General features: G+C 64.1%; 14 protein-coding genes. 3 read left to right on the top strand and 11 right to left on the bottom strand.

What is annotated here, in order from left to right:
- Positions 1–27: 27 nt before the first annotated feature.
- Positions 28–3477: an indolepyruvate ferredoxin oxidoreductase family protein gene (locus ABIB00_RS33070; RefSeq protein ID WP_354107244.1), complete on the bottom strand. Its 3450-nt coding sequence runs from the start codon at positions 3475–3477 to the stop codon at positions 28–30.
- 153 nt (positions 3478–3630) lie between these two features.
- Here ABIB00_RS33070 and ABIB00_RS33075 point away from each other — a divergent pair, with 153 nt between their 5' ends.
- The gene (locus tag ABIB00_RS33075; protein ID WP_247339761.1) at positions 3631–4086 is read left to right on the top strand and encodes an Lrp/AsnC family transcriptional regulator; all 456 of its coding nucleotides are present in this window, start codon (positions 3631–3633) and stop codon (positions 4084–4086) included.
- 7 nt (positions 4087–4093) lie between these two features.
- Here the strand turns inward: ABIB00_RS33075 and ABIB00_RS33080 are convergent, their stop codons facing one another.
- From ABIB00_RS33080 to ABIB00_RS33090, 3 genes are all read right to left on the bottom strand, one after another.
- Entirely contained in the window at positions 4094–4915 is an 822-nt protein-coding gene (locus tag ABIB00_RS33080; protein WP_354107245.1) for a DUF8737 domain-containing protein, read from the bottom strand.
- Entirely contained in the window at positions 4912–5439 is a 528-nt protein-coding gene (locus ABIB00_RS33085; RefSeq protein WP_354107246.1) for a DUF8737 domain-containing protein, read from the bottom strand. The genes ABIB00_RS33080 and ABIB00_RS33085 overlap by 4 nt, the downstream gene beginning before the upstream one ends.
- A 76-nt stretch (positions 5440–5515) precedes the next feature.
- Complete coding sequence (locus tag ABIB00_RS33090; RefSeq protein ID WP_354107247.1) at positions 5516–5854, bottom strand: hypothetical protein; 339 nt, start codon at positions 5852–5854, stop codon at positions 5516–5518.
- 189 nt (positions 5855–6043) lie between these two features.
- Between ABIB00_RS33090 and ABIB00_RS33095 the strand changes: the two genes are divergently transcribed.
- The gene (locus ABIB00_RS33095) at positions 6044–6964 is read left to right on the top strand and encodes a LysR family transcriptional regulator (RefSeq protein ID WP_247446234.1); all 921 of its coding nucleotides are present in this window, start codon (positions 6044–6046) and stop codon (positions 6962–6964) included.
- Between the two features lie 97 nt (positions 6965–7061).
- On the opposite strand, the gene ABIB00_RS33100 is transcribed toward ABIB00_RS33095, so the two are convergent.
- Genes ABIB00_RS33100 through ABIB00_RS33110 form a run of 3 tightly spaced genes read right to left on the bottom strand, consistent with a single transcriptional unit; the run spans position 7062 to position 10305 of the window.
- Entirely contained in the window at positions 7062–7847 is a 786-nt protein-coding gene (locus ABIB00_RS33100) for a fumarylacetoacetate hydrolase family protein (protein ID WP_354107248.1), read from the bottom strand.
- A 15-nt stretch (positions 7848–7862) separates the two neighbouring features.
- Entirely contained in the window at positions 7863–9230 is a 1368-nt protein-coding gene (locus tag ABIB00_RS33105; RefSeq protein ID WP_354107249.1) for an LLM class flavin-dependent oxidoreductase, read from the bottom strand.
- A 22-nt stretch (positions 9231–9252) separates the two neighbouring features.
- Positions 9253–10305, bottom strand: a complete 1053-nt coding sequence (locus ABIB00_RS33110) for an Ldh family oxidoreductase (RefSeq protein ID WP_354107250.1) — start codon at positions 10303–10305, stop codon at positions 9253–9255.
- 295 nt (positions 10306–10600) lie between these two features.
- Between ABIB00_RS33110 and ABIB00_RS33115 the strand changes: the two genes are divergently transcribed.
- Positions 10601–14716: a bifunctional diguanylate cyclase/phosphodiesterase gene (locus ABIB00_RS33115; protein ID WP_354107251.1), complete on the top strand. Its 4116-nt coding sequence runs from the start codon at positions 10601–10603 to the stop codon at positions 14714–14716.
- Here the strand turns inward: ABIB00_RS33115 and ABIB00_RS33120 are convergent.
- The 4 genes from ABIB00_RS33120 to ABIB00_RS33135 all read right to left on the bottom strand — a co-directional run bounded on the left by ABIB00_RS33120 (position 14690) and on the right by ABIB00_RS33135 (position 19373).
- The gene (locus tag ABIB00_RS33120) at positions 14690–15031 is read right to left on the bottom strand and encodes a hypothetical protein (RefSeq protein ID WP_247339773.1); all 342 of its coding nucleotides are present in this window, start codon (positions 15029–15031) and stop codon (positions 14690–14692) included. The genes ABIB00_RS33115 and ABIB00_RS33120 overlap by 27 nt on opposite strands.
- A gap of 75 nt (positions 15032–15106) precedes the next feature.
- Positions 15107–15913 (bottom strand): WecB/TagA/CpsF family glycosyltransferase, encoded by an 807-nt coding sequence (locus ABIB00_RS33125; protein WP_354107252.1) that lies wholly within the window; start codon positions 15911–15913, stop codon positions 15107–15109.
- Entirely contained in the window at positions 15906–18281 is a 2376-nt protein-coding gene (locus ABIB00_RS33130) for an exopolysaccharide transport family protein (RefSeq protein ID WP_354107253.1), read from the bottom strand. Before ABIB00_RS33130 ends, ABIB00_RS33125 begins: the two co-directional genes overlap by 8 nt.
- A gap of 291 nt (positions 18282–18572) precedes the next feature.
- Positions 18573–19373 (bottom strand): class I SAM-dependent methyltransferase, encoded by an 801-nt coding sequence (locus ABIB00_RS33135; RefSeq protein WP_247446226.1) that lies wholly within the window; start codon positions 19371–19373, stop codon positions 18573–18575.
- Positions 19374–19583 lie beyond the last annotated feature (210 nt).

Genomic DNA, 19583 nt, shown 5'->3' on the forward strand with positions numbered 1-19583 from the left:
AGAGGCTGAAGCCTCATCGGCGCCCCGTCAACCGTAGGCGCGCATCTTTGCAGGTGAAGGTGCATCGCGCTCGGCGAAGAGCCGTTCGACCTCGGCCTTCACCTTTCCAATCGCGGCGTCCTTAACCGGCCCGTAGCCGCGGATATCCATCGGGGCTTTTGCAATGGCGATGAGGTCAGGCAGATGCGCTGCGTCGAGCCCGCTGAGAAGCCGGTTGATGACGCGATCGTACCAGGTGATCAGCTCCCGTTCGGCGCGCCGTTCCGCCGTGTAGCCGAACGGATCGAACGGCGTCCCGCGCAATCCCTTCATCCGCGCGAGCATGGCAAGCGGTGTCTGGATCCATTGCCCGAAGGCGCGTTTGCGCGGACGTCCGCGGGCGTCGCGCCTCGACGGCAGGAACGGCGGGGCGAGGTGATATTGGATGCTGAAGTTGCCTTCGAACTCGCCTTTCAACGCGTCGAGGAAACCACCCTGCATGTGCAGCCGCGCCACCTCGTACTCGTCCTTGTAGGCCATCAGCTTGAAAAGGGCGCGCGCGACGGCCTCGGTCAACGCCTTGCTGTTCAAATTGGCTTCGGCATTGCGAACGTTTGCAACGAGTGTCCGATAACGCGTCGCGTAGACGCGGTCCTGATAAGCAGTGAGGAATTCGGCGCGGCGGTCGATCAACTGGTCGAGCGTCTCGGTCTTGGGCGACTCGTCCGTCTTCGGCAGAAAGTCCGGATCGGCAGTCGCGATCCGGCCCCAGGCAAAGGCCTGCTTGTTGCGCTGGACCGCGACGCCGTTGAGCTCGATCGCGCGCAACAGCGCCGACAGCGAGACCGGCAGCAGCCCGCGCTGCCAGGCAAAGCCCAGCATGATGATGTTGGCATAGACGGCATCGCCGAGCAGGCGCTCGGCAAGCGCGTTGGCGTTGATGGTGTCGAGATTGCCGTCGCCGATCACCTGGCCGATCGCGCGCAGGCGAGCGGGTGAAGCGAGATCGGCGTCGCGGAAACGGACGACGTCGCCGGTCGGCATCTCCGCGGTGTTGACCGCGGCGCGCGTGCCTTTCCGATAGGTGCCGGACGCCTTTGGCGAAGAACTGACGACGAGGTCGCAGCCGATCAGCGCATCGGCCGCGCCCTGGTCGATACGCACCTGATGCAGCGCCTCGGGGGTTGGCGCAAGCCGGATATAGCTCAGCACCGGCCCGAATTTCTGCGCAAAGCCGGTAAAATCCAGCACCGAGACGCCGCTTCGTTCGAGATGCGCAGCCATGCCGATCAGCGCGCCGACCGTGATCACGCCAGTGCCGCCGACGCCCGTGATGAGCAGATCATATGGACGGTCGAGCGTTGCGGGCGCGGGCAGGGGAAGCGTGGCCGCGTGGCCGACCGCGTCGATCCGGCTCGCGCTCTTCTTCCGCCGCGTTGCACCCTCAACGGTGACGAAGCTCGGGCAGAACCCGTTGAGGCAGGAGAAGTCCTTATTGCAGGACGAGAGATTGATCTGGCGCTTGCGGCCGAACGGCGTCTCTTTGGGCTCGACGCTGAGACAGTTGGATTCGACTGAGCAGTCGCCGCAGCCTTCGCAGACGAGATCGTTGATATAGGCAAAGCGTTTGGGGTCGGCCATCTCACCACGCTTGCGCCTGCGCCGTTTCTCTGTGGCGCAGGTCTGCTGATAGATCAGCACCGAGACGCCGGAGATTTCGCGCAGCTCGCGCTGGACGCTGTCCATCTCGTTACGCGGATGGATGGACACGCCGACAGGCAGGTCCCCTGGCGAAAATTGCGTGGGATCGTCCGACACCAGCGCGATGCGCGCAACGCCCTCGGCGCGGACGCTGTGCGCGATGGCGTGCACGCTGACCGGGCCGTCAACAGGTTGGCCGCCGGTCATCGCGACCGCATCGTTGAACAGGATCTTGTATGTGATGTTGGCTTGAGCGGCGATCGCCTGCCGGATCGCCATCGAGCCCGAATGATAATAGGTGCCTTCGCCGAGATTCTGGAAGACATGCTTTTTTCCGGTGAAGCGTGACGAGGCCGCCCAGTTCACGCCTTCGCCGCCCATCTGGATCAGCGACGATGTCTCTCGGTCCATCCAGCTCGCCATGAAATGGCAGCCGATGCCGGCCAGCGCCTTCGACCCCTCCGGCACTTTTGTCGAAATGTTGTGCGGGCATCCGGAGCAGAAATACGGCGTGCGCGTCGCACCAGAGACGTTGATCGTGCGGGCGGCTTCCGGCAACAGGGTCGCTGCCCGCGCGGCAAGATTGAGCCCCGGAAACATCGGATCGAGCCGGCGCGCCAGCACAGACGCCAACGCGCGCGGTGACAATTCGCCGATCCAGGAGATCAGCCGCGCGCCGGTCTCGTCATGCTTTCCGACCATGCGCTCGGGCTTTGCGCCGCGATAATCGTAAAAATATTCCTTGAACTGGCTCTCGATGATGCCGCGCTTCTCTTCGACGACGAGGATCTCGCGCTTGCCCTTCACGAACGCCATCGCGTCATGCAGCGCCAGCGGCCAGACCATGCCGACCTTGTAGATGTCGATGCCGATGCTGCGGCAGGCCGCTTCGTCCAGGCCCATCAGACGCAGCGCTTCCATCAAATCGAGATGCGCCTTGCCCGTGGTGACGATGCCGTAGGCGGCGCCGGGGATGTCGTAGATGTGACGGTCGATCGGATTGGCCTTTGCGAAGGCGTAGACCGCGTGCTTCTTCGCCTCCAGCCGCTCCTCGATCTGCGGCCCCGGCAGATCGGGCCAACGATAGTGCAGCCCGCCCGGTGGCGGCGCGAAGTCCGGCGTGTGGAAGGCGCGCGGCGGGCGCAGCGCAACGGACGCGCCGGATTCCACGATCTCCGAGATTGCCTTGAAGCCCACCCACATGCCGGAGAAGCGGCTCAGCGCATAGCCATATGCGCCGAACTCGAGATATTCGGCGACGCTTGCGGGGTGCAACGTCGGCATGAACCAGCTCATGAAGGCGACGTCGGACTGGTGCGGCATCGAGGATGAGACGCAGCCATGGTCGTCGCCGGCGACCACCAGAACGCCGCCATGCGGCGAGGAGCCGTAGGCGTTGCCGTGCTTGAGCGCATCGCCGGAGCGGTCGACGCCGGGACCCTTGCCATACCAGAGCCCGAACACGCCATCGACCTCGCGGTCGGCTTGCGTCTCGACCTGCTGCGAGCCCAGCACCGCGGTCGCGGCAAGATCTTCGTTCACTGCGGGGAGGAATTCGATGCGGTCGCGCTTCAGCCGCTCCTGGATCCGCCACAGTTCCAGATCGACGCCGCCGAGCGGCGAGCCGCGATAGCCTGAGATGAAGCCGGCCGTGTTCAGCCCCGCGGCACGGTCACGCCTGATCTGGTCCAGCGCAATGCGGACGATGGCCTGCGTGCCCGTGAGGAAGACGCGTCCCTCGTCGCGATCGTAGCGGTCGGAGAGCTCGTAGGCGTCGAGTGACGGAATGGCGTCCATGGCGGACCTCCCGCGGCATCCTTGCCGAATGGGAGAAGAGTAGGCTTGGGTGATTGGTAGGTCTTACCTGATTTACCCGATGACGCGTCTGTTCTGGTAGAATTATCCGATACGGTCCATAAGGTGGTTGGGTAATCCATCTTGGTGGTTTGCATGATCGAAGACCAGGACGCGCGGATTCTCGCCTACCTTCAGAGGGACGGCCGCGCCACCAACCAGCAACTCGCTGACGCGGTCGGCATGTCCACCTCGGCGTGCTGGCGCCGGGTGCGGGCGCTCGAGGAGAGCGGAGCCATCCAGGGCTATGCGGCCCTGGTCGCGCGCGAGCAGGCCGGCTTTGCGATGTCCGCGATTCTCCACGTCTCATTGGAACGGCACGACGCAAAATTCGTCGACGAGTTCGTCGCGCGGGTGACCACGCGGCGTGAGGTGCTGGAGTGCTTTGCGACCACGGGCGATGCCGATTATCATTTGCGTGTCGTGGTGCAGGACATGGCGGCCTACAACAGATTCCTCGACGAGTTCATGTTCCGCATCCCCGGCATTCGCTACGTCCGCAGCAACGTGGTGCTGAAGGAAATCAAGACCAGCGTCGCACTGCCGTTTTGAGGCAACTTCATCCGCGCCGCAGTTGGCGCAGCGACAGCATATGCAACAGGATCGAGCTCGGCACCACGAAGGCAGGGGTCAGCACATTCGGAAAGGTGTCTACAGCCATGGCCGGGCCCTCTGGAATGATGAGCTGGAACGGGCCGGGCGACATGATCATCCCCAAGGTGATCGCGACGGCCAAATCAGCGAGGCCGAAGATGTTCCAAAGCATCGCCGCTTTTCGACCCTCAGCCGTTCCGGTCGCCACGGCAATCGCCGCCGGTACCGCGAACAGGCCGGTCAGCACATCGCCAGTTCCTGCCGGCAGCGCCCATAGGCCCGGCATCACCCCCCACAGCCAGTAAACGAGCCATTGGCTGCCAAAGACGCGGTAAACCTGCAGGGCGATGAGCCACGTCATCGGCATTGCATCAAGCAACTGTCCCACCCGCTTCGACAGCAGCAACACCGGAGCAGCGACGATCACGGGCAGCAGCATCGCCGCCGGAAGCAGCGGCAGGGAGGAGGCACCAGTGCGGAATGCGCCGTTAATGGCTGCCGTCCAGGTGACGGCTGCCCACAGCGTGAAAGGGACCATGACGGCTAGCCAGGTCGCCTGGCGTTGTCTTGGCGTGAACGCTGTGCCTTCGAGGCCGAGCCACAATCCAAGCGCGATGAACCCATGGACCATCAGCCGAACGCCAAGGGCCGGAAAGCCGCTCTCCGGAAGCGCGGGTAGCGCGTAGATCAACCAGGTCCACAGCGTCGTGAATGCAACGATCCACGTCAGGGTGAGCCAGGCGGGCCGCGGGGCCATCACGCCAGCGGAAACAGCATCGGCGTTCATCGGCGTTCCTCCCGCTGCGTCACGGTGCTTTCTTCCGCTGATCCGGCCCTCAAGAGAAGCATGAAGACGAGAATATGGCTGACGAGCAGCAGCGGCACGTAGAGGGCCGGGATATAAATCCCGGCGCCGAACAGGCCCGGATTCTGGATTTTGGTTACGCCCATGTAGTACGCATTTAAAAGGTCCAGCGTGCCCCAGACGTTGAATATCCAGACCATCGGAATGGCGATCGACCATCGCCAGGACAGCGCTGCCATCGACATGAGCGCGAGCGTGGCGGCGATGAGATCTCCCCATCCGACCTCGCTGGCGAAATCCGGGCTCAACTCCGAAGAGACGAATCCGGCAACCATGAAGTTCATCCCCAAGAACCTGAACGCATGGAACGCAGCGAGAAGTCTCAGGGCGTCATGGCGCGTCACGGCGCGGAGCGCCGGCCAAACATAGATGGCGGCCACCACCGAGCTTGTCAGGAAAGCCCCGGCGACGCTGAGAACGAACGGAAGGTTAAAGCTCGGTGGCACGTTCGGATGTCCTTGTGATTGTCCGTCCGGTCGAGTGAGTCGAAGCCGGTCGTTTCGATCCGGCGTCGACGCGCGCTCAGGGTTTGGTCATGAGCAGGCGGAGCGGCATCAGCGGACCGACTGCAATGTATTCGTGATCGATGAGATCCTGCTTGGCGAGCGGCAGGCCGTCCATGATGGCGTGCCCTTCGATGACATCCTTGACATCCAGCAGGAAGACGGCTCCGCGCCCGTCGGACCGCGAATACCATTCACGAACCTTTCCATTGAGATAGAGCTGTACGGTCTGCCTGATTTCATCGGGCATGACGGCCATGACCTGTTCGCGTGTGACGCCTGGCTTGACGGACAGGATGACCATCACCCCGGTTGTGGGCGATGCGGCTTGTGCTTGGGCAGGGGATGTATCGGCCATGGAAGTCGCACCTATCAATGTGAGGGTGAGTGCCAAGATGGCGTGACGGATTGCTTTCATCGGTCTCATTTCTCCGATCACGGCGGTCGCCGTGGTGTCGCGACTGTCAGCGCATGCAGCGGTGCTGCTTGCAGGCTGGATGTAAGTCTGCTTTGCACCGGCGACTATTCGCGATAATGTTGATGGGTTATGAAGCAGAACTTCACAGTCAGGCACGGTGCACTCGACGGCGTGGAGGCGTTCCTGAGTGTCGCCCAGCACCGCAGTTTCCGCCGGGCGGCCGCTGAACTCGGGGTCACGCCATCGGCCATCAGTCAGGCGGTACGAGCGCTCGAGGCGCGCGTGGGCGCGGCGCTCTTCATCCGCACGACCCGCAGCGTCGGTCTGACCGAAGCCGGCGAAAGGTTCTTTGCTCGCGCAAGACCAGCCTTCGAAGAGCTCATCGCAGCAAGCGGGGCGGCGCGTGAGCTCGGACAGCGGCCGGCCGGTCTCCTGCGTCTCACCGTACCGCGCTCGGTCGTGCCGATCCTGCTGGAGCCGGTGGTCGCGTCGTTCTGCCGGGCGTTTCCCGAGATTGAGGTGGAGCTTGCTGCAAGCGAAGAGCTGGTCGACCTCGCTGCCGGAGGTTTTGACGCCGGCATCAGAATGGGCCAGTTCATCACCCCTGACATGATCGCGGTGCGGCTGACGAAGCCGCTGCCGCTCATCATCGTGGGCAGCCCGGCTTACCTCGACCGCCGCGGCTGGCCCGAGCGCCCGGACAATCTGCGTGAGCACGCGTGCCTGAGATTGCGACGATCGAACGGTGCGCTTGCATCATGGTCGCTCAACGACAACGGGCGTTCGATCGAGATCGCCGTTTCGGGACCTTTCATCGCCAACGACTTTCCCACGATGCTCGGCGCTGCCGTCGAGGGTGTAGGTCTTGCGCAAGTGCCCGCACCGCTCGCCGCCGGTGCCTTGACGACGGGAAAACTCGTCCACGTGCTGGAGCAATTCGCGCCGATGACGCCGGGGGTGTTCCTCTACTATCCCGGCCATCGACAAATCATGCCGAAGTTGCGAGCCTTTATCGATCATGTGAAGGGCCGCTCAGGAGCCACAAGCTGATCCGAGTCCGGATTTAACGAACTGACGCTGCCGTTTTGATCGAGCTGCGTAGGGTGCGCAAAAGTGTTCCTGCGCCGTGCCCCACCACGCAAGCAGCCTACCGCTCCTCCCGCACGAACCTGTTCCGCAGCGTCCCGACACCGGTGATGTCGATCTCCACGACATCGCCGTGCTTGATGTCCGGCGACGCACCGTCGGTACCCATCCAGATCACATCGCCGGGCCATAGCGTGAAGTATTTCGTCAGCTCCACCAGGAACGCCACCACGCCGAAGATCATGTCGTTGGTGTGGAAGCGGTTGGTCTCCTTGCCATTGACCCGGACGACGGTTTCCATTTTCGCAAGATCGGCCTCGGTTTCAATCCATGGGCCCATCGGCTTGAACGTATCGGCGTTCTTCGACCGCCACAGGCTGCGGTCGGCCTTCTGCCAGCTCCGCTCGCTGACGTCGTTGCCGATGGTGTAGCCGAACACGCAATCCATCGCGGTCTGTTTGGTGAGATGCTTCACCTTCTTGCCGATGACGACGACGAGCTCGCCTTCATAGTGGATCTTGTCCGTCGCAAAAGACGGGATCACGACCTCCTCGTCATGGGCGATCAGCGCGTTCTGTGCGCGATAGCCGATCTCGGGCCGATCAGGCACGGCCGGCACCTCGCCGCGCTTGTCGGCGGCCTCTTTCAGGTGTTTCAGGTAGTTCAGGCCGACGCAGTAAAACGTGCGCGGGATCAGCGGCAGCTCGATCTTGACCTGCGACAGCGGATGCGTGCGCGAGGTGCGCTGCCATTCGCCAAACGGATCGCCGGTGACCGCGATCACCTGGTCGCCCTCGACGATTCCCCATGAAGCCTTGTCCGAGGCGGTGAATTTCAGCCAGCGCATGCCGTGTCTCCGTTGCTATTCCGCGGCATGGCGCGGCTGCATTTTCCAGGCGCCGGCGGCCGGCCGCTTGAGCCCGAGATTTTCCCGCAGCGTCTTGCCGCGATACTCCTTCTGGAATAAGCCGCGCCGCTGCAATTCCGGTACGATATGTTGCACGAAGTCGGCATAGGAGCCGGGCACATAGGTCGCGGCGATGACAAACCCGTCGCAGCCGCGCTCGACGAACATCTCTTCGAGCTTGTCCGCGATCTCCTTGGGACCGCCGACCATCGCATCCTGGACCTGACCGCGGCCGGAAAAGGTGACGAAGTCGCGCGCGCTCGGATTGCTCTTTCCAGAGTTCTTGAGCACGCCGTCGCGGATGCCCAGAATGCCCTGCATGCTCTTCAGCTCTTCCGTCGTCAGCGGCGCGTCGAGATCCTTGGAGGCGAAATCGTAGTTGAGCGCTTCGGCCAGCAGCGACAGCGCGTCGATCTGCAGCGGCAGCTTGTTGATCAGCGCCATCTTGTCTTCGGCCTCGGCTTTGGTCGCGGCGCAGACCGGCGTCGTCAGGTTGCAGAGGAACATCGCTTCCGGATCGCGGCCGGCTTTCGCGGCCTCGTTACGCACCGCCGCATAGCCTTCCTTGGCGGCGGCGAGGTTGCGCGCGGCGGTGAAGATCACCTCACCCCATCGTCCTGCAAAGCGCTGGCCGCGGCCGGACGCGCCGGCCTGGATGATCACGGGATGGCCCTGGTCCGAACGCGGCACGGTGAACGGACCGCGGGACTTGAACGCCGGTCCCCTGTGATCGAGCCGCTTCACCTTGGCCGGATCGGCAAAGCGGCCGCTCTTTTTGTCCATGATGAGCGCGCCGTCTTCCCAGGTATCCCAATGGCCGAGCACGACATCCATGAACTCGTCGGCGCGGTCATAGCGGGAGTCGTGCTCGGGATGGGAATCCCGGCCCATGTTATGTGCCTCGCCGTCGTTGAGCGAGGTGACGACGTTCCACCCGGCGCGTCCACCGGACATCAGGTCGAGCGTTGCGAAGCGGCGGGCGATGTCGAAAGGTTCGAAATAGGTCGTCGAGCCGGTCGCCCCCAACCCGAGCTTCTCTGTAACCATACCCATCGTGGTCAGCACGATCAGCGGGTCCATCTTCACGCAGCGGATGCCGTATTCGACGGTGTGGGCGTGATCGTTGCCGTAGCGGTCCGGCATCGCCAGGCGATCGTCGAAGAACGCCATGTGGAACTTGCCGGCTTCGAGGACCCTGGCGATCTCTTGATAATAGTCCGCCGACATCGAATCGTCGCGCGAGTCCGGATGTCGCCACGAGCTCGGCAGATTCGTGCAGTTTTGCGCCTGGAGGAAGCCGACCAGTACCATCTGCCGCGTCATGCTGCTGTTCTCCAAAATACCGTCAGGCCAGATCGAGGACCGTATCGAGTCTGTATTCGCGCGCCAGCGCCCGCAGTTTTTCCCAGGTCGCATCCTCGATCTCGATGCCGTCGCGCAGGCGCTGCTGCTCGCGCACGCCCTCGATCTCACCGGGATAGTAGACGCCGTTGCTGCCCTCGGAGGGCGGAGTTGATTTCAGGTATTGCGCGAAATCCGCGACCTCACGCTTGAACTCCTTCAGCGGGCGAAACGCAGCGACGTTGAACACCGCCATGAAGCAGCCGTCATTGTGCCGTCCCGTCGGCTCGACGCCGAAGCCGAGGCCGGTGAGCAGGCCGCAGAGCACCTCGACCATGGCGGCGAGGCCGCTGCCCTTGTAGCCCTCGGTGCCGCCGAGCGGCAGCAGGGCGCCGCCTTTGCGGTATTGGGTCGGATCGGTGGTATGTCGTCCTTCGGCATCGATGATCCATCCCGTCGGAATCTCCTCGCCGCGGGCGACCGCGAGCTGGATCTTGCCGGCCGCCACCGCCGAGGTCGCCATGTCCAGGTAGAAGGGCGCATCGAGATCGGACGGCACCGCGATCGAGATCGGATTGGTGCCAAGCCGTGCCTCCTTGCCGCCGAACGGCGCCACGTGTTTCGGTGAGCGGCCGGAATCTGCCGTTGCGATCCCGATCATGCCTTCGCGCATCGCCATCAGCGGATAGGCGGCGAGGCGGCCGACATGGCTTTGCCGGAACACGGTGCAAGCGGCGACATTCGCCGTCTTCGCCTTCTCGATCGTCAGCGCCATCGCCTTGGCGTTGACGTGGAAGCCGAAACCCCAATGGCCGTCGATCACGGTCGTCGTCGGCGATTCCTGGACGATGCTCCATTTGGCGCCGGGCACGATGTGGCCAGCTTTGATACGGTCGATGTAGGTGGGAACAGCGATCACGCCGTGGGAATCATGGCCGGCGAGATTGGCGTTGACGCAGCCGATCGCGACCGCGTCAGCCTCTTCCTCGGAAGCTCCGGCGGCACGAAGCAGCACGGCGCTGACTCGCGTGAGGCGGTCGGCCTTGACGATGGGCATCGCGTTTCCTCGGTCATCGCCCTTGGCGGGCGGTTGCTGAGAGCCATCGTCTCAAAGCGCGCGAGCGATATCAATCTCCCGTAAACCAATACAGGGCTGCAAATTCGTAGAGAGCACGCGCCTTTGGTTGAAGATTCGTCCCGTGCGGCGGCATTTTCGACAGTTTTCCACCGGTTGTTCGCAGCTCATTCACTTTGATCGAGGGTTTGCTGCGCGCAATAACGACCACTTAGGCGATCGCCGGTCATAACGTCACCCGGGAAAAAAAGGCAGAAATGCCCGGGGAGTTGAGATCGTGACGACGACACTCGCGCGCACCTTTGCGGCGTTGAGCGCCATAAATGAAGCGATCCTCTACGCGAAATCGCCCGACGAGCTGTACCAGAAGGTCTGCGACGCCGGGTTTTCGAGCGGGGACTTCATGGCGGTCGCCGTGTTCCTCGTGGATTCGGACGGCCGTCTGCTGCGCTTTGCCGCCGGTCGCGGCGACGACGTCGCGCGGTTGAGCGCAATCGAGATCACCACGGAAGCCGGAACTGCCGAGGGATCGGGCGTCAGCGGGGAGGCCTTCCGCAGCCGGAAGCTCTGCATCAGTAACGATTTTCTGAACGACCCGCGCTCGCTCGCGTGGCGCGAGGGCGCGTTTAAGGCGCATGTCGGCGCCGCGGCGGCGTTACCGCTTCTGTGCAGCGGCAAGAGCGTCGGCGTGCTGCTCGTGACCCGCAGTGAGGCCGGTTCGCTAAGCGATCAGATGGTGTCGCTGTTCGAGCGCATGTCGGCCAACATTTCCTATGCTCTGGACAATTTCGCGCGCGAGACTGCACGGCAGACCGGCGTGCGGGCGATGCGCCGGCTCAACCGCATGTACGGCGCGATCAGCGCAACCAACGAGGCCATCCTGCGCGCCAAGAGCGAGCAGGAGCTGTACCAGCTCGTGTGCGACGCATCCGTGCACAGCGGCGAATCGCTGGCGACTATCGTGTTGCTTCGCGAGCCGGCTTCTCACTGGATGAAGCCGGTCGCCTCCACCGGGCAGAACCTCGAGCTGGTCACCCAGGCACGCTATTCGATCGATCCGGAAAATCCCTGCGGCAAGGGCATATCCGGCGAGGTGTTCCGGACGCAAAAGCCGATCGTCGAGGACGATCTCGCTCGCCGCACCAGGGGCACTCCGTGGGAGCGCGCCAACGTCAACACCGGCGTTGCCGCCTGCGTGGTCGCGCCGCTGATCAGGCGCGGTGAAAGTGTCGGCGTGCTCTTGTTCTTCATCAGCCGATCCTGGGCCAAGGACGAGGAGATCGTCGCGCTCCTCTTGCGGATGGCTGAGAACGTCTCGTTCGCGCTCGAGAATTTCGGGCGCGAGGCTGAAAAAGCCAAGATCGCCAGAGAAGAAGAGCGCCTGGCACGCATGTATGCGGCGCTCAGCGCCACCAACGAGGCGATCTTGCGCGCTCGGTCGCGCTCCGAGCTGTTCGACCTTGTCTGCGAGGCGACGGCGAAGGGAGCCAAGTTCACTTCGGTCACCATTGCGCTCGCCGATCATCACGCCGAACTGCTGCGTGTCGTCTCCTGCTACGGACCGAACGCGGACCAGGTTCGCAACTTCAAATTCTCGACCTGCGACGATGTGCCCGAAGGCCGTGGGCTGACCGGCACCTCATTCCGCACGCGCCAGCCCGCCGTCAGCAACGACGTGCTCGCCGACGATCGCATTGCGCCGTGGCAGGCCAGCGCCCGCCGCAACGGGATCGCGTCCTCCGCGGCGTTGCCGCTCTTCAACGGCGACCAGGTCGAAGGCGTGTTCCTGTTCAACTCTCCGGAGCGCGACACCTTCACGGGCGAATTCATCGAGCTGCTGCGCAAGCTCCAGGCTAATGTCGGCTTCGCGCTGGAGAATTTCGACCGGGCCGACGAGAAGGCCAAGGCCGATATGCAGCGCAACCGTCTGCGCGGCATGCTCGAGGCGCTGACCGCGACCAACGAAGCGATCATGCGGGTGAAGACCCGCGCCGAACTGTTCGAGGTGATCTGCGAGGCGGCGGTGCTCGGCGACACCTTCTCCTCCGCGACCATCGCACTCGTGGACGAGACCGGGCACTACCTCGACATTGCCATGACCAAGGGCGAGAGCTGCTATCAGGTCAAGCAATGGCGGTTCTCGACGTCGGCTGGCGATCCGGAAGGCCGAGGGCTGGCCGGCACGACGTTCCGTACGCGCGCCCCTTGCGTCGCCAACGAGCTTCTTACCGACATCCGCACGGCCCATTGGCATCAGATCGCTCGCATCCAGGGCACGAAATCGGGCGCCTGCTTCCCGTTGCTCAGCAATGGCTGTACGGCGATCGGCGTGCTGCTGTTCCTCTCGCCGGACGAAGGCACGTTCACGCCGGATCTCATCCAGCTGCTGGGACGGCTTGCCGAGAACGTGTCGTTTGCGCTCGACAATTTCGAGCGCGCCGAGGAAAAGGCCCGCACCGATGCGCAGAAGGAGCGCCTGACGCGCATGTTTGCGGCGCTGAGCGCGACCAACGAAGCGATCATGCGGGCGAAGTCGCGGGCCGAGCTGTTCGGCCTCGTTTGCCTGGCAGCGTCGAACGGCGCTAAGTTCACCTCGACCACGATTGCGCTGGCTAGGTCAGGCAGCGACCAGCTCGAGATCGTGTCGGCGGCCGGGCCGTCCGCCGACACCACGCGCAACGTCCGTCTCTCCGTCGACCCCGAGCGACCCGAGGGGCGCGGAATGAGCGGCACGGCGTTCCGCACCCGCCAGCCCTGCATCAGCAACGACTATCTGAACGACGACCGCGTCCGCGTCTTCCACGCTATCGTCCGCAACGATGGCGCGCGGTCTGGCGCGGCGTTTCCGCTCGTCGTGCACGATCAGGCCGTCGGTGTCATGATCTACATGTCGACCGAACCGGGTACCTTCACGATCGAGTTCGTCGAGCTGCTGCAGCGCCTCGCCGACAACGTCTCCTTCGCGATGGAGAATTTCGATCGCGCGGACGAGAAGGACGAGGCGGACGAGCGGATCGAATACCTTGCCTCTCACGACAGCCTGACCGACCTGCCGAACCGCGAGACGTTCAACGGGCTGCTGCGGGAGGCAATCGACGCGGCGCAGCGCCATGATCACCGCTTCGCGGTGCTTTTCATCGACCTCGACCGCTTCAAGGTCATCAACGATTCACTGGGACACGAGGCCGGCGACCTGCTCCTGCTCGAAGTGGCGAACCGGCTGCGCGGTGCGCTGCGGGCAAGCGACGTCGTGGCGCGGCTCGGCGGCGACGAGTTCGTGGTGATTCTCGACCAGTGCGGTGAGATCGACGACGTCCAGCGCATCGCGACCGGGCTGCTGAAGGCGCTCGCCGAGCCCATGGAGCTGGCCGGGCACGAGTGCCACACCACGGCCTCGATCGGCATCGCGATGTATCCGGCCAACGGCGCCGACGTGCAGACGCTGACCAAGAACGCCGATATGGCGATGTATCTCGCCAAGGAAGACGGCAAGAACGGCCACCGCTTCTTCTCCAAGGAAGTGAAGACCCAGTCGATAGAACGGCTGTCGCTGGAGAGCGCGTTGCGCCGGGCGCTGGAGCGCGAACAGTTTTCGCTGAACTACCAGCCCAAGGTGGACATGGAGACCGGCCAGATCACCGGCGTGGAAGCGCTGCTGCGCTGGACACATCCTGATCTCGGCAGCATCTCGCCGGCGCAGTTCATTCCGCTTGCGGAAGAGACCGGGCTGATCGTGCCGATCGGCCGCTGGGTGGTAAGGGAGGCCTGCGCGCAGGCCATGGCTTGGCAGCGCCGCGGCTTGTTGCCGGTGTCTATGGCAGTCAACCTGTCGCCGCGTCAGTTTGTCGACGAACATCTGTTGCAGGACGTCGACGAGGCGCTGGCCGCCAGCGGCATGTCGCCGGTGCTGCTCCAGTTGGAAGTCACCGAGAGCATGATGATGCGTAATGTCGGGCGCGCGCTGAAGGTGCTCGACGCCATCCAGAGTCGCGGCATTCGCCTCGCCATCGACGATTTCGGCACTGGCTATTCGTCGATGTCGCTGATGAAGCATTTTCCGATCGACACCATCAAGATCGACCGCTCCTTCGTGCGGGACCTGCCGCAGGATTCGGAAGACCAGGCGATCGCACAGGCGATCATCAGCATGGGCAAGGCGCTCGGCATGACCGTCGTCGCGGAAGGCGTCGAGAACGTCGAACAGGAAGCTTTCTTGCGCGCCCATGGCTGCGACGAAATGCAGGGCTTCCTGATCGCCAAGCCGTTGCCGGCGCGCCAGATGGCGGAGTTGCTGCGACCGATTGAGCTGGCTGTCGCACCGCCGCTCCAGCCGGAGCCGGACCAGGCCGCCACCGAAGCCGCTGCGCTACGGTTGAAACGAGCTGTCGTCTAACGGCTGCGGGTGCAGCTCGCGGACGTCGTCTTTCTTGATTTCCGCCTTGCGCGGAAAATCATCCGGCCAGGTCAGCGAGGTCTGTTTGGCGAACAGGGCGAGCAGGGCATGGGCGCCTTCGGCAAAGCTCGAGTTGTGGCTCAGACCGAGTTCAGAACACCACGCGTGTGGCATCGGCTCGTGCGCGTCGAACAACGCCATTGCCGGACCCCACCACCAGGCCGGCGCCGGCGATCGTTCGTCCTCCGGCACGGCATGCCAGAGGACGAGTTCATCCATCACGCGCTCGAATTGCAGGCTTGCGGCCTGATGCATTCGTTCCGTGCTCCCTCGGGTCGCGCCTGAAAGCAGGCCGACGGACAGTCCGTCGCTCGGCCATCTCGACGTTTCTCAGCGATTGAAGGGCCGTTTGCGGCTGAAGAGAAGATAGATCGCGCGGGGATTGGTGGTCAAATAGCGCCAGAACAGGCGTCGCGGCTCCAGCAAGGTGCGCCAGACCCATTCGAGTCCGATCTTCTGCATCCATTGCGGGGCGCGCGACCGGCTGCCCGACAAGAAGTTGAACAAGCCGCCGGATGTCTTGATGACGCCGACATTGGTGAGATGCGGGGTGAATTCCTCAACGAATGCCTGCTCGTTGGGTACGCCGAACGCGACCCACAGATAGTCCGGCGCGAGCGCATTGATCTCCTCGACCTTCGCGCGCAGCGTCTCGCCCCGGAGGTAGCCGTGGCTGTGTCCGACGATCTTGAGGTCCGGATACAGGCGACGAACATTCTCGACCGCTGCGGCGTTCTCGGCCTCGCTGGCACCGAGCATGTAGAAGGTGCGGCCCAGCGCTTCCGCCTTGCGCGCGACGACGTGGAACAGGTCGGTGGTCGCGACGCGCTCGGGCAGTGGAAACCAGGATTGCAGTTTTGAGGCCGCCACCAGCGGCTGGCCGTCGGCGTTGATCAGGTCGGCGGCACGGAACAGACGCTCGGTCTGCGGCTCGGTCGAACACCGCGCCAGCACCTCGCCATTGGCCGAAGTCAGGAACAGCGGGCGGCCGATGCGATGACGCGGATCGGTTGCCTCGATCATGAAATCGGCGGTCGCTTCCAGGTCGAGTGCGGCCATGCGAAGGCCGCCGACCGTGATCCGCGGCACGTCGGCGGTTGCGGCCCGGCCCTCCAGATTGATGCGACGCTCAAGCATATTGTCTGCCTCGCTGGCGCGCTTGGGTTGCGGGGGTGAGCTCGTCGAGCACGACGCCGACGAGCTTGCGCTCCGCGCGGCCGAGCGTGTTCAAGATCTCCTCGAGGCCGTCGTTGATGTCGAGGCTGGTCGGCAGCACCGCCACCAGCGCGTCGGCATCATCGAGCAGTTTGCGGCTGGCGGCCGTGAGTGGCGCGACGGGGCCGTCGAGGATCACGAGGTCATAGCCGCCGGCGGAGCGCGCCTGCTCGATGGCCTTGCGGATGGCGTCAGTGGCCTTGCCGGCGTCGCTTTCGGCGGCCGGCAATACCGAGATGCCGTTGAGTGTCTTGATCTCGCGCGCGGCCTTGCCGCCGATCGAAAGCCAGCCGAGCTTGCTCGGCTCGCTCTTGCCGGCACGGTTGACCTTGTTCGAGAGCGAGTGTGCCTGATGGTCGGCATCGATCATCAGCACGCGAGCGCCGTCGCGCGCCGCCGCGAGCGCGAAATTCAGCGCGGTTACGCTGCGCCCGGTGGTCTCACTGGCACCGACGAGCGCGATGACCGGCATCGCCTTGCCGTCCGTACGGCGTGCCACCGCGGCGCGCATGTCGCGCCAGGCGTTGAGCAGCGTCGTCAGCGGAAAACCCGGGCGCAGCGTCGGCCAGCCCAGACGGGTGAGGTCGACGCCGCTGCCGGTGGCAAGAATGGCGCCGAGCGTGTGGATGACGTCGGCCTCCTGGAGGCGGGCGATCAGCGGCTTTTCGATCAAGGGCTTTTCAGCCATCGATGGTTGCAGCGGTGGTGCGGCAAGCTCCGGGAGAGCCTGCGCGACTTCCGGGGTCCGCGAAACCTGCTGAGGTCGTGCAGTCTCCTGAGCCCGCGAAGGCTCTGGAACTCGGGGAGCTTGCGGCACCGGAGCGCGATTGGGACGGGCCGGCGCGGGTGTTGGCACGGACGCACCGGCGAGCAACAGTTCGGCCGCGACGAACCAGCTCGATGCAGCGATCGCGCCGAAGACGAAGCCGATCATGGCGAACAGGCTCATCGCCGGTGGGAACGAGCGCCGCTGCGGCACCGTCGCTTCGCCGATGACGCGGGCCGCCGAAGTGTTCAGCGTCTCCTGCTCCTCGGTCTCGCGCGAGCGCTTGAGGAAGGATTGATAGACGTCGCGGCTGGCATCGACTTCGCGCTCGAGCTCGCGCAGACGCACGGCGGCCTGGCTGAGCTGGACGCTCTGCCGCTTCTGCGCCTCCAGCGCCCGGTTGAGCGAGGCTTCAAAGTCGCGGGCGCGCGTCAAATCGTTCTTGGCGGACTGGGCGAAGCGGTCGATCTCTTCGTTGATGGTGCGCTTGAGATCCTCGACCTGCTTCTCGGTCTGGCGTAGCGCCGGATGACGGGGGCCGAGCTCGCCGGTCTGCTCCGCATATTTCTTGCGCGCGTCGGCGTATTGTGCGCGCAGGTTCGCGATGGTCGGCGATTGCAGCGCCTCGGAATTCGCCCCTGCATCCGCTGTCGTGCGCCGGCTCGCCTCGATCTGGTCGAGACGCGCCTGCGCATCCATCGTCGCTGCGCGGGCGGCGGAAAGCCGCTGGTTGCTGGCGGAGAGCTGCTGGTCGCTGATCAGGGCGTCCTGGGTGCCGACGAAATTGTTCTGGGCCTTGTAAGTCGCAAGCCCGGTCTCGGCGTTGCGCAGCCGCTCGCGCAACTCCTTCAGGCGGCCGGAGAGATCGTTGGTGGCGCGCCGCGCTGCCGAAGCCTGCGAGTTGCGGGATTCCGTCAGGTAGGTGCTGGTCAGCGCGTTGGCGAGCATCGCTGCTTTCGCCGGATCGGTCGACCAGACCTCGATGTCGACAATGAAACTCTTCTCGGTCTTGCGGATCGTGATGTGCCGGTTCAGCGCCTCGAGCGCCGCGAGCTGCACTTCCTTCTTCTCCGCGGTCGAGGGCGCGCGGGGCTGAAGGCCGATCAGGCCGAGCAGTGACGAGATCAGGCTCTTGCCGTCACCGCCGCCGCCGAATTCGGGGTCCTTGTCCAGATCGGTCTGCTGGATGACTTTGAGCAGCACGCTGTTGGAGGTGATCAGGCGCGCCTGGCTCTCGATCACCATCGCCATGCCGGAGACGTCCTGCGCGCGGGGCGTGAGCTCACGATCGACGAGCTGGAGCTCGCGCGGGTCGACATAGAGCTGGGCGGTGGCGGTGTAGCGGGGCGTCAGGCTCTTGCCCACGGTGACGGCAAGGGTCGCGCCGAGCAGGGCTGCAGCGGCAATCGCGATCTTCCGCCGCCAGAGTAAATTGACAAGCTCCAGCACGTTGAAGCCGGCCTGAGGCCGCTGTTGCGGGGCCTCTGGTCTGGCCGGGTCTATCGGCTGGTTATAGTCAAGCATGATCCCCAGCTTTCATTCCAACTGTCGCGTGCTGAGGGGTTACTCTTCGCTCTACGCAACGCACCTGAGATATAGGTGCCCAATCAACGCAACAGGGAAAATTAACCATACTCATTGAGGGACTATTCACCGAAATGGCAAACAAAGCGTTTAAACGCATGCCACTCTTCGACGCGTCGCTGTGACGCGTGCGACGGCGGGGTCCTTCAGAGATTAACGGTTCGTTACCGCGTGCGGCGTGGCCACGAGGCTTCGCTCGTCGTGCGATCGGCCGCGCGCTCACCATGGCCGTCAATTTTTCCGCAGGATGACGTGATAGTCGCCGCGGCGGACGTCGGTCCCGCGCGGAAGCACGGCGTTCAGCACGGCGGCGCCGGCGTCCACCAGGGTTGCGAACAGCGGCTTGCTCCGGCGCATCTCGGGATAGCGCGGGCTCTCGACCTCACGGCGGTAGACCATCTCAAGGCCATTGGCGACCGCGAACGCTTCGAGCCTCGGCAGCGTCACCAGGGGATGGAAGAAAGTCGGGAACGGCGGCTCGCCCGGCAGGCCGGCATCCTTGATTCCGCGGATGTGCCGGTAGAACCAGACGTGGAACCAGTGCGGCGAGTATTTGGTGACGACGCCGGACAGCGAGCGCGGATTGGGTGCGCCGATCAGGATCATCCCACCGCGCTTGAGCGCATCGCGGAAATTAAGGAGCGCGGCGTCGACATGGGGCAGATGCTCGATCACATTGTAGCAGATCACCAGATCGAAGGTTTCGCGCCCGAAGCGGTACGTCTGGACGTCGCCGAGGATCGCTTCGTCCGCGTAGCTGTTGTTGCGGACCTGGTCCTCGTCAATGTCGACGACGGTGACCTTGCTGCGGCTCAGCAATTCCGGTGGCAGAACGCTGCACGAGCCGCCGCCGGCTTCGTAGGTGGCGAGCTGGCCCTGCGGCAATATGCGGCGCAGTACGTCGTGGACGGCGAGCAGGCTGTCGCGCGCTTCTCCGGGGACGAGATCGTGCAGCGCCTGAGGGGGTGCAATGGCCGCGGGAATTTGGACCGCCGTGGCTGTCGCGAAATCGATCGTGGCTGGCTTGTTCATATTTTCTGACCGCGCTTGTTCGACTTAAATTTACAGGAAAAATCTCGCATGCCCGAAGAGCAAATCTGATGCCGCGCAGCTTCACCGGTCTTGGTGCTTACGGTCGAGTTAACGCGCACGGGCGTTAACTACGGCATCATCCATGTCGGGCCGCCGCCCGCGCGATGGACCGCGAATTGCACTATCACGTGCGCAAGGTTTTGCAGCAGA

The sequence above is a fragment of the Bradyrhizobium sp. LB14.3 genome (assembly GCF_040547985.1).
Taxonomy (GTDB): Bacteria; Pseudomonadota; Alphaproteobacteria; order Rhizobiales; family Xanthobacteraceae; genus Bradyrhizobium.

What these genes read in the sequence shown, in the direction of transcription:
- ABIB00_RS33070 (WP_354107244.1), bottom strand. Translation starts at nt 3,477, where the DNA reads ATGGACGCCATTCCGTCACTCGACGCCTACGAGCTCTCCGACCGCTAC.
- ABIB00_RS33075 (WP_247339761.1), top strand. Translation starts at nt 3,631, where the DNA reads ATGATCGAAGACCAGGACGCGCGGATTCTCGCCTACCTTCAGAGGGAC.
- ABIB00_RS33080 (WP_354107245.1), bottom strand. Translation starts at nt 4,915, where the DNA reads ATGAACGCCGATGCTGTTTCCGCTGGCGTGATGGCCCCGCGGCCCGCC.
- ABIB00_RS33090 (WP_354107247.1), bottom strand. Translation starts at nt 5,854, where the DNA reads ATGGCCGATACATCCCCTGCCCAAGCACAAGCCGCATCGCCCACAACC.
- ABIB00_RS33095 (WP_247446234.1), top strand. Translation starts at nt 6,044, where the DNA reads ATGAAGCAGAACTTCACAGTCAGGCACGGTGCACTCGACGGCGTGGAG.
- ABIB00_RS33100 (WP_354107248.1), bottom strand. Translation starts at nt 7,847, where the DNA reads ATGCGCTGGCTGAAATTCACCGCCTCGGACAAGGCTTCATGGGGAATC.
- ABIB00_RS33105 (WP_354107249.1), bottom strand. Translation starts at nt 9,230, where the DNA reads ATGACGCGGCAGATGGTACTGGTCGGCTTCCTCCAGGCGCAAAACTGC.
- ABIB00_RS33110 (WP_354107250.1), bottom strand. Translation starts at nt 10,305, where the DNA reads ATGCCCATCGTCAAGGCCGACCGCCTCACGCGAGTCAGCGCCGTGCTG.
- ABIB00_RS33120 (WP_247339773.1), bottom strand. Translation starts at nt 15,031, where the DNA reads ATGCATCAGGCCGCAAGCCTGCAATTCGAGCGCGTGATGGATGAACTC.
- ABIB00_RS33125 (WP_354107252.1), bottom strand. Translation starts at nt 15,913, where the DNA reads ATGCTTGAGCGTCGCATCAATCTGGAGGGCCGGGCCGCAACCGCCGAC.
- ABIB00_RS33130 (WP_354107253.1), bottom strand. Translation starts at nt 18,281, where the DNA reads ATGCTTGACTATAACCAGCCGATAGACCCGGCCAGACCAGAGGCCCCG.
- ABIB00_RS33135 (WP_247446226.1), bottom strand. Translation starts at nt 19,373, where the DNA reads ATGAACAAGCCAGCCACGATCGATTTCGCGACAGCCACGGCGGTCCAA.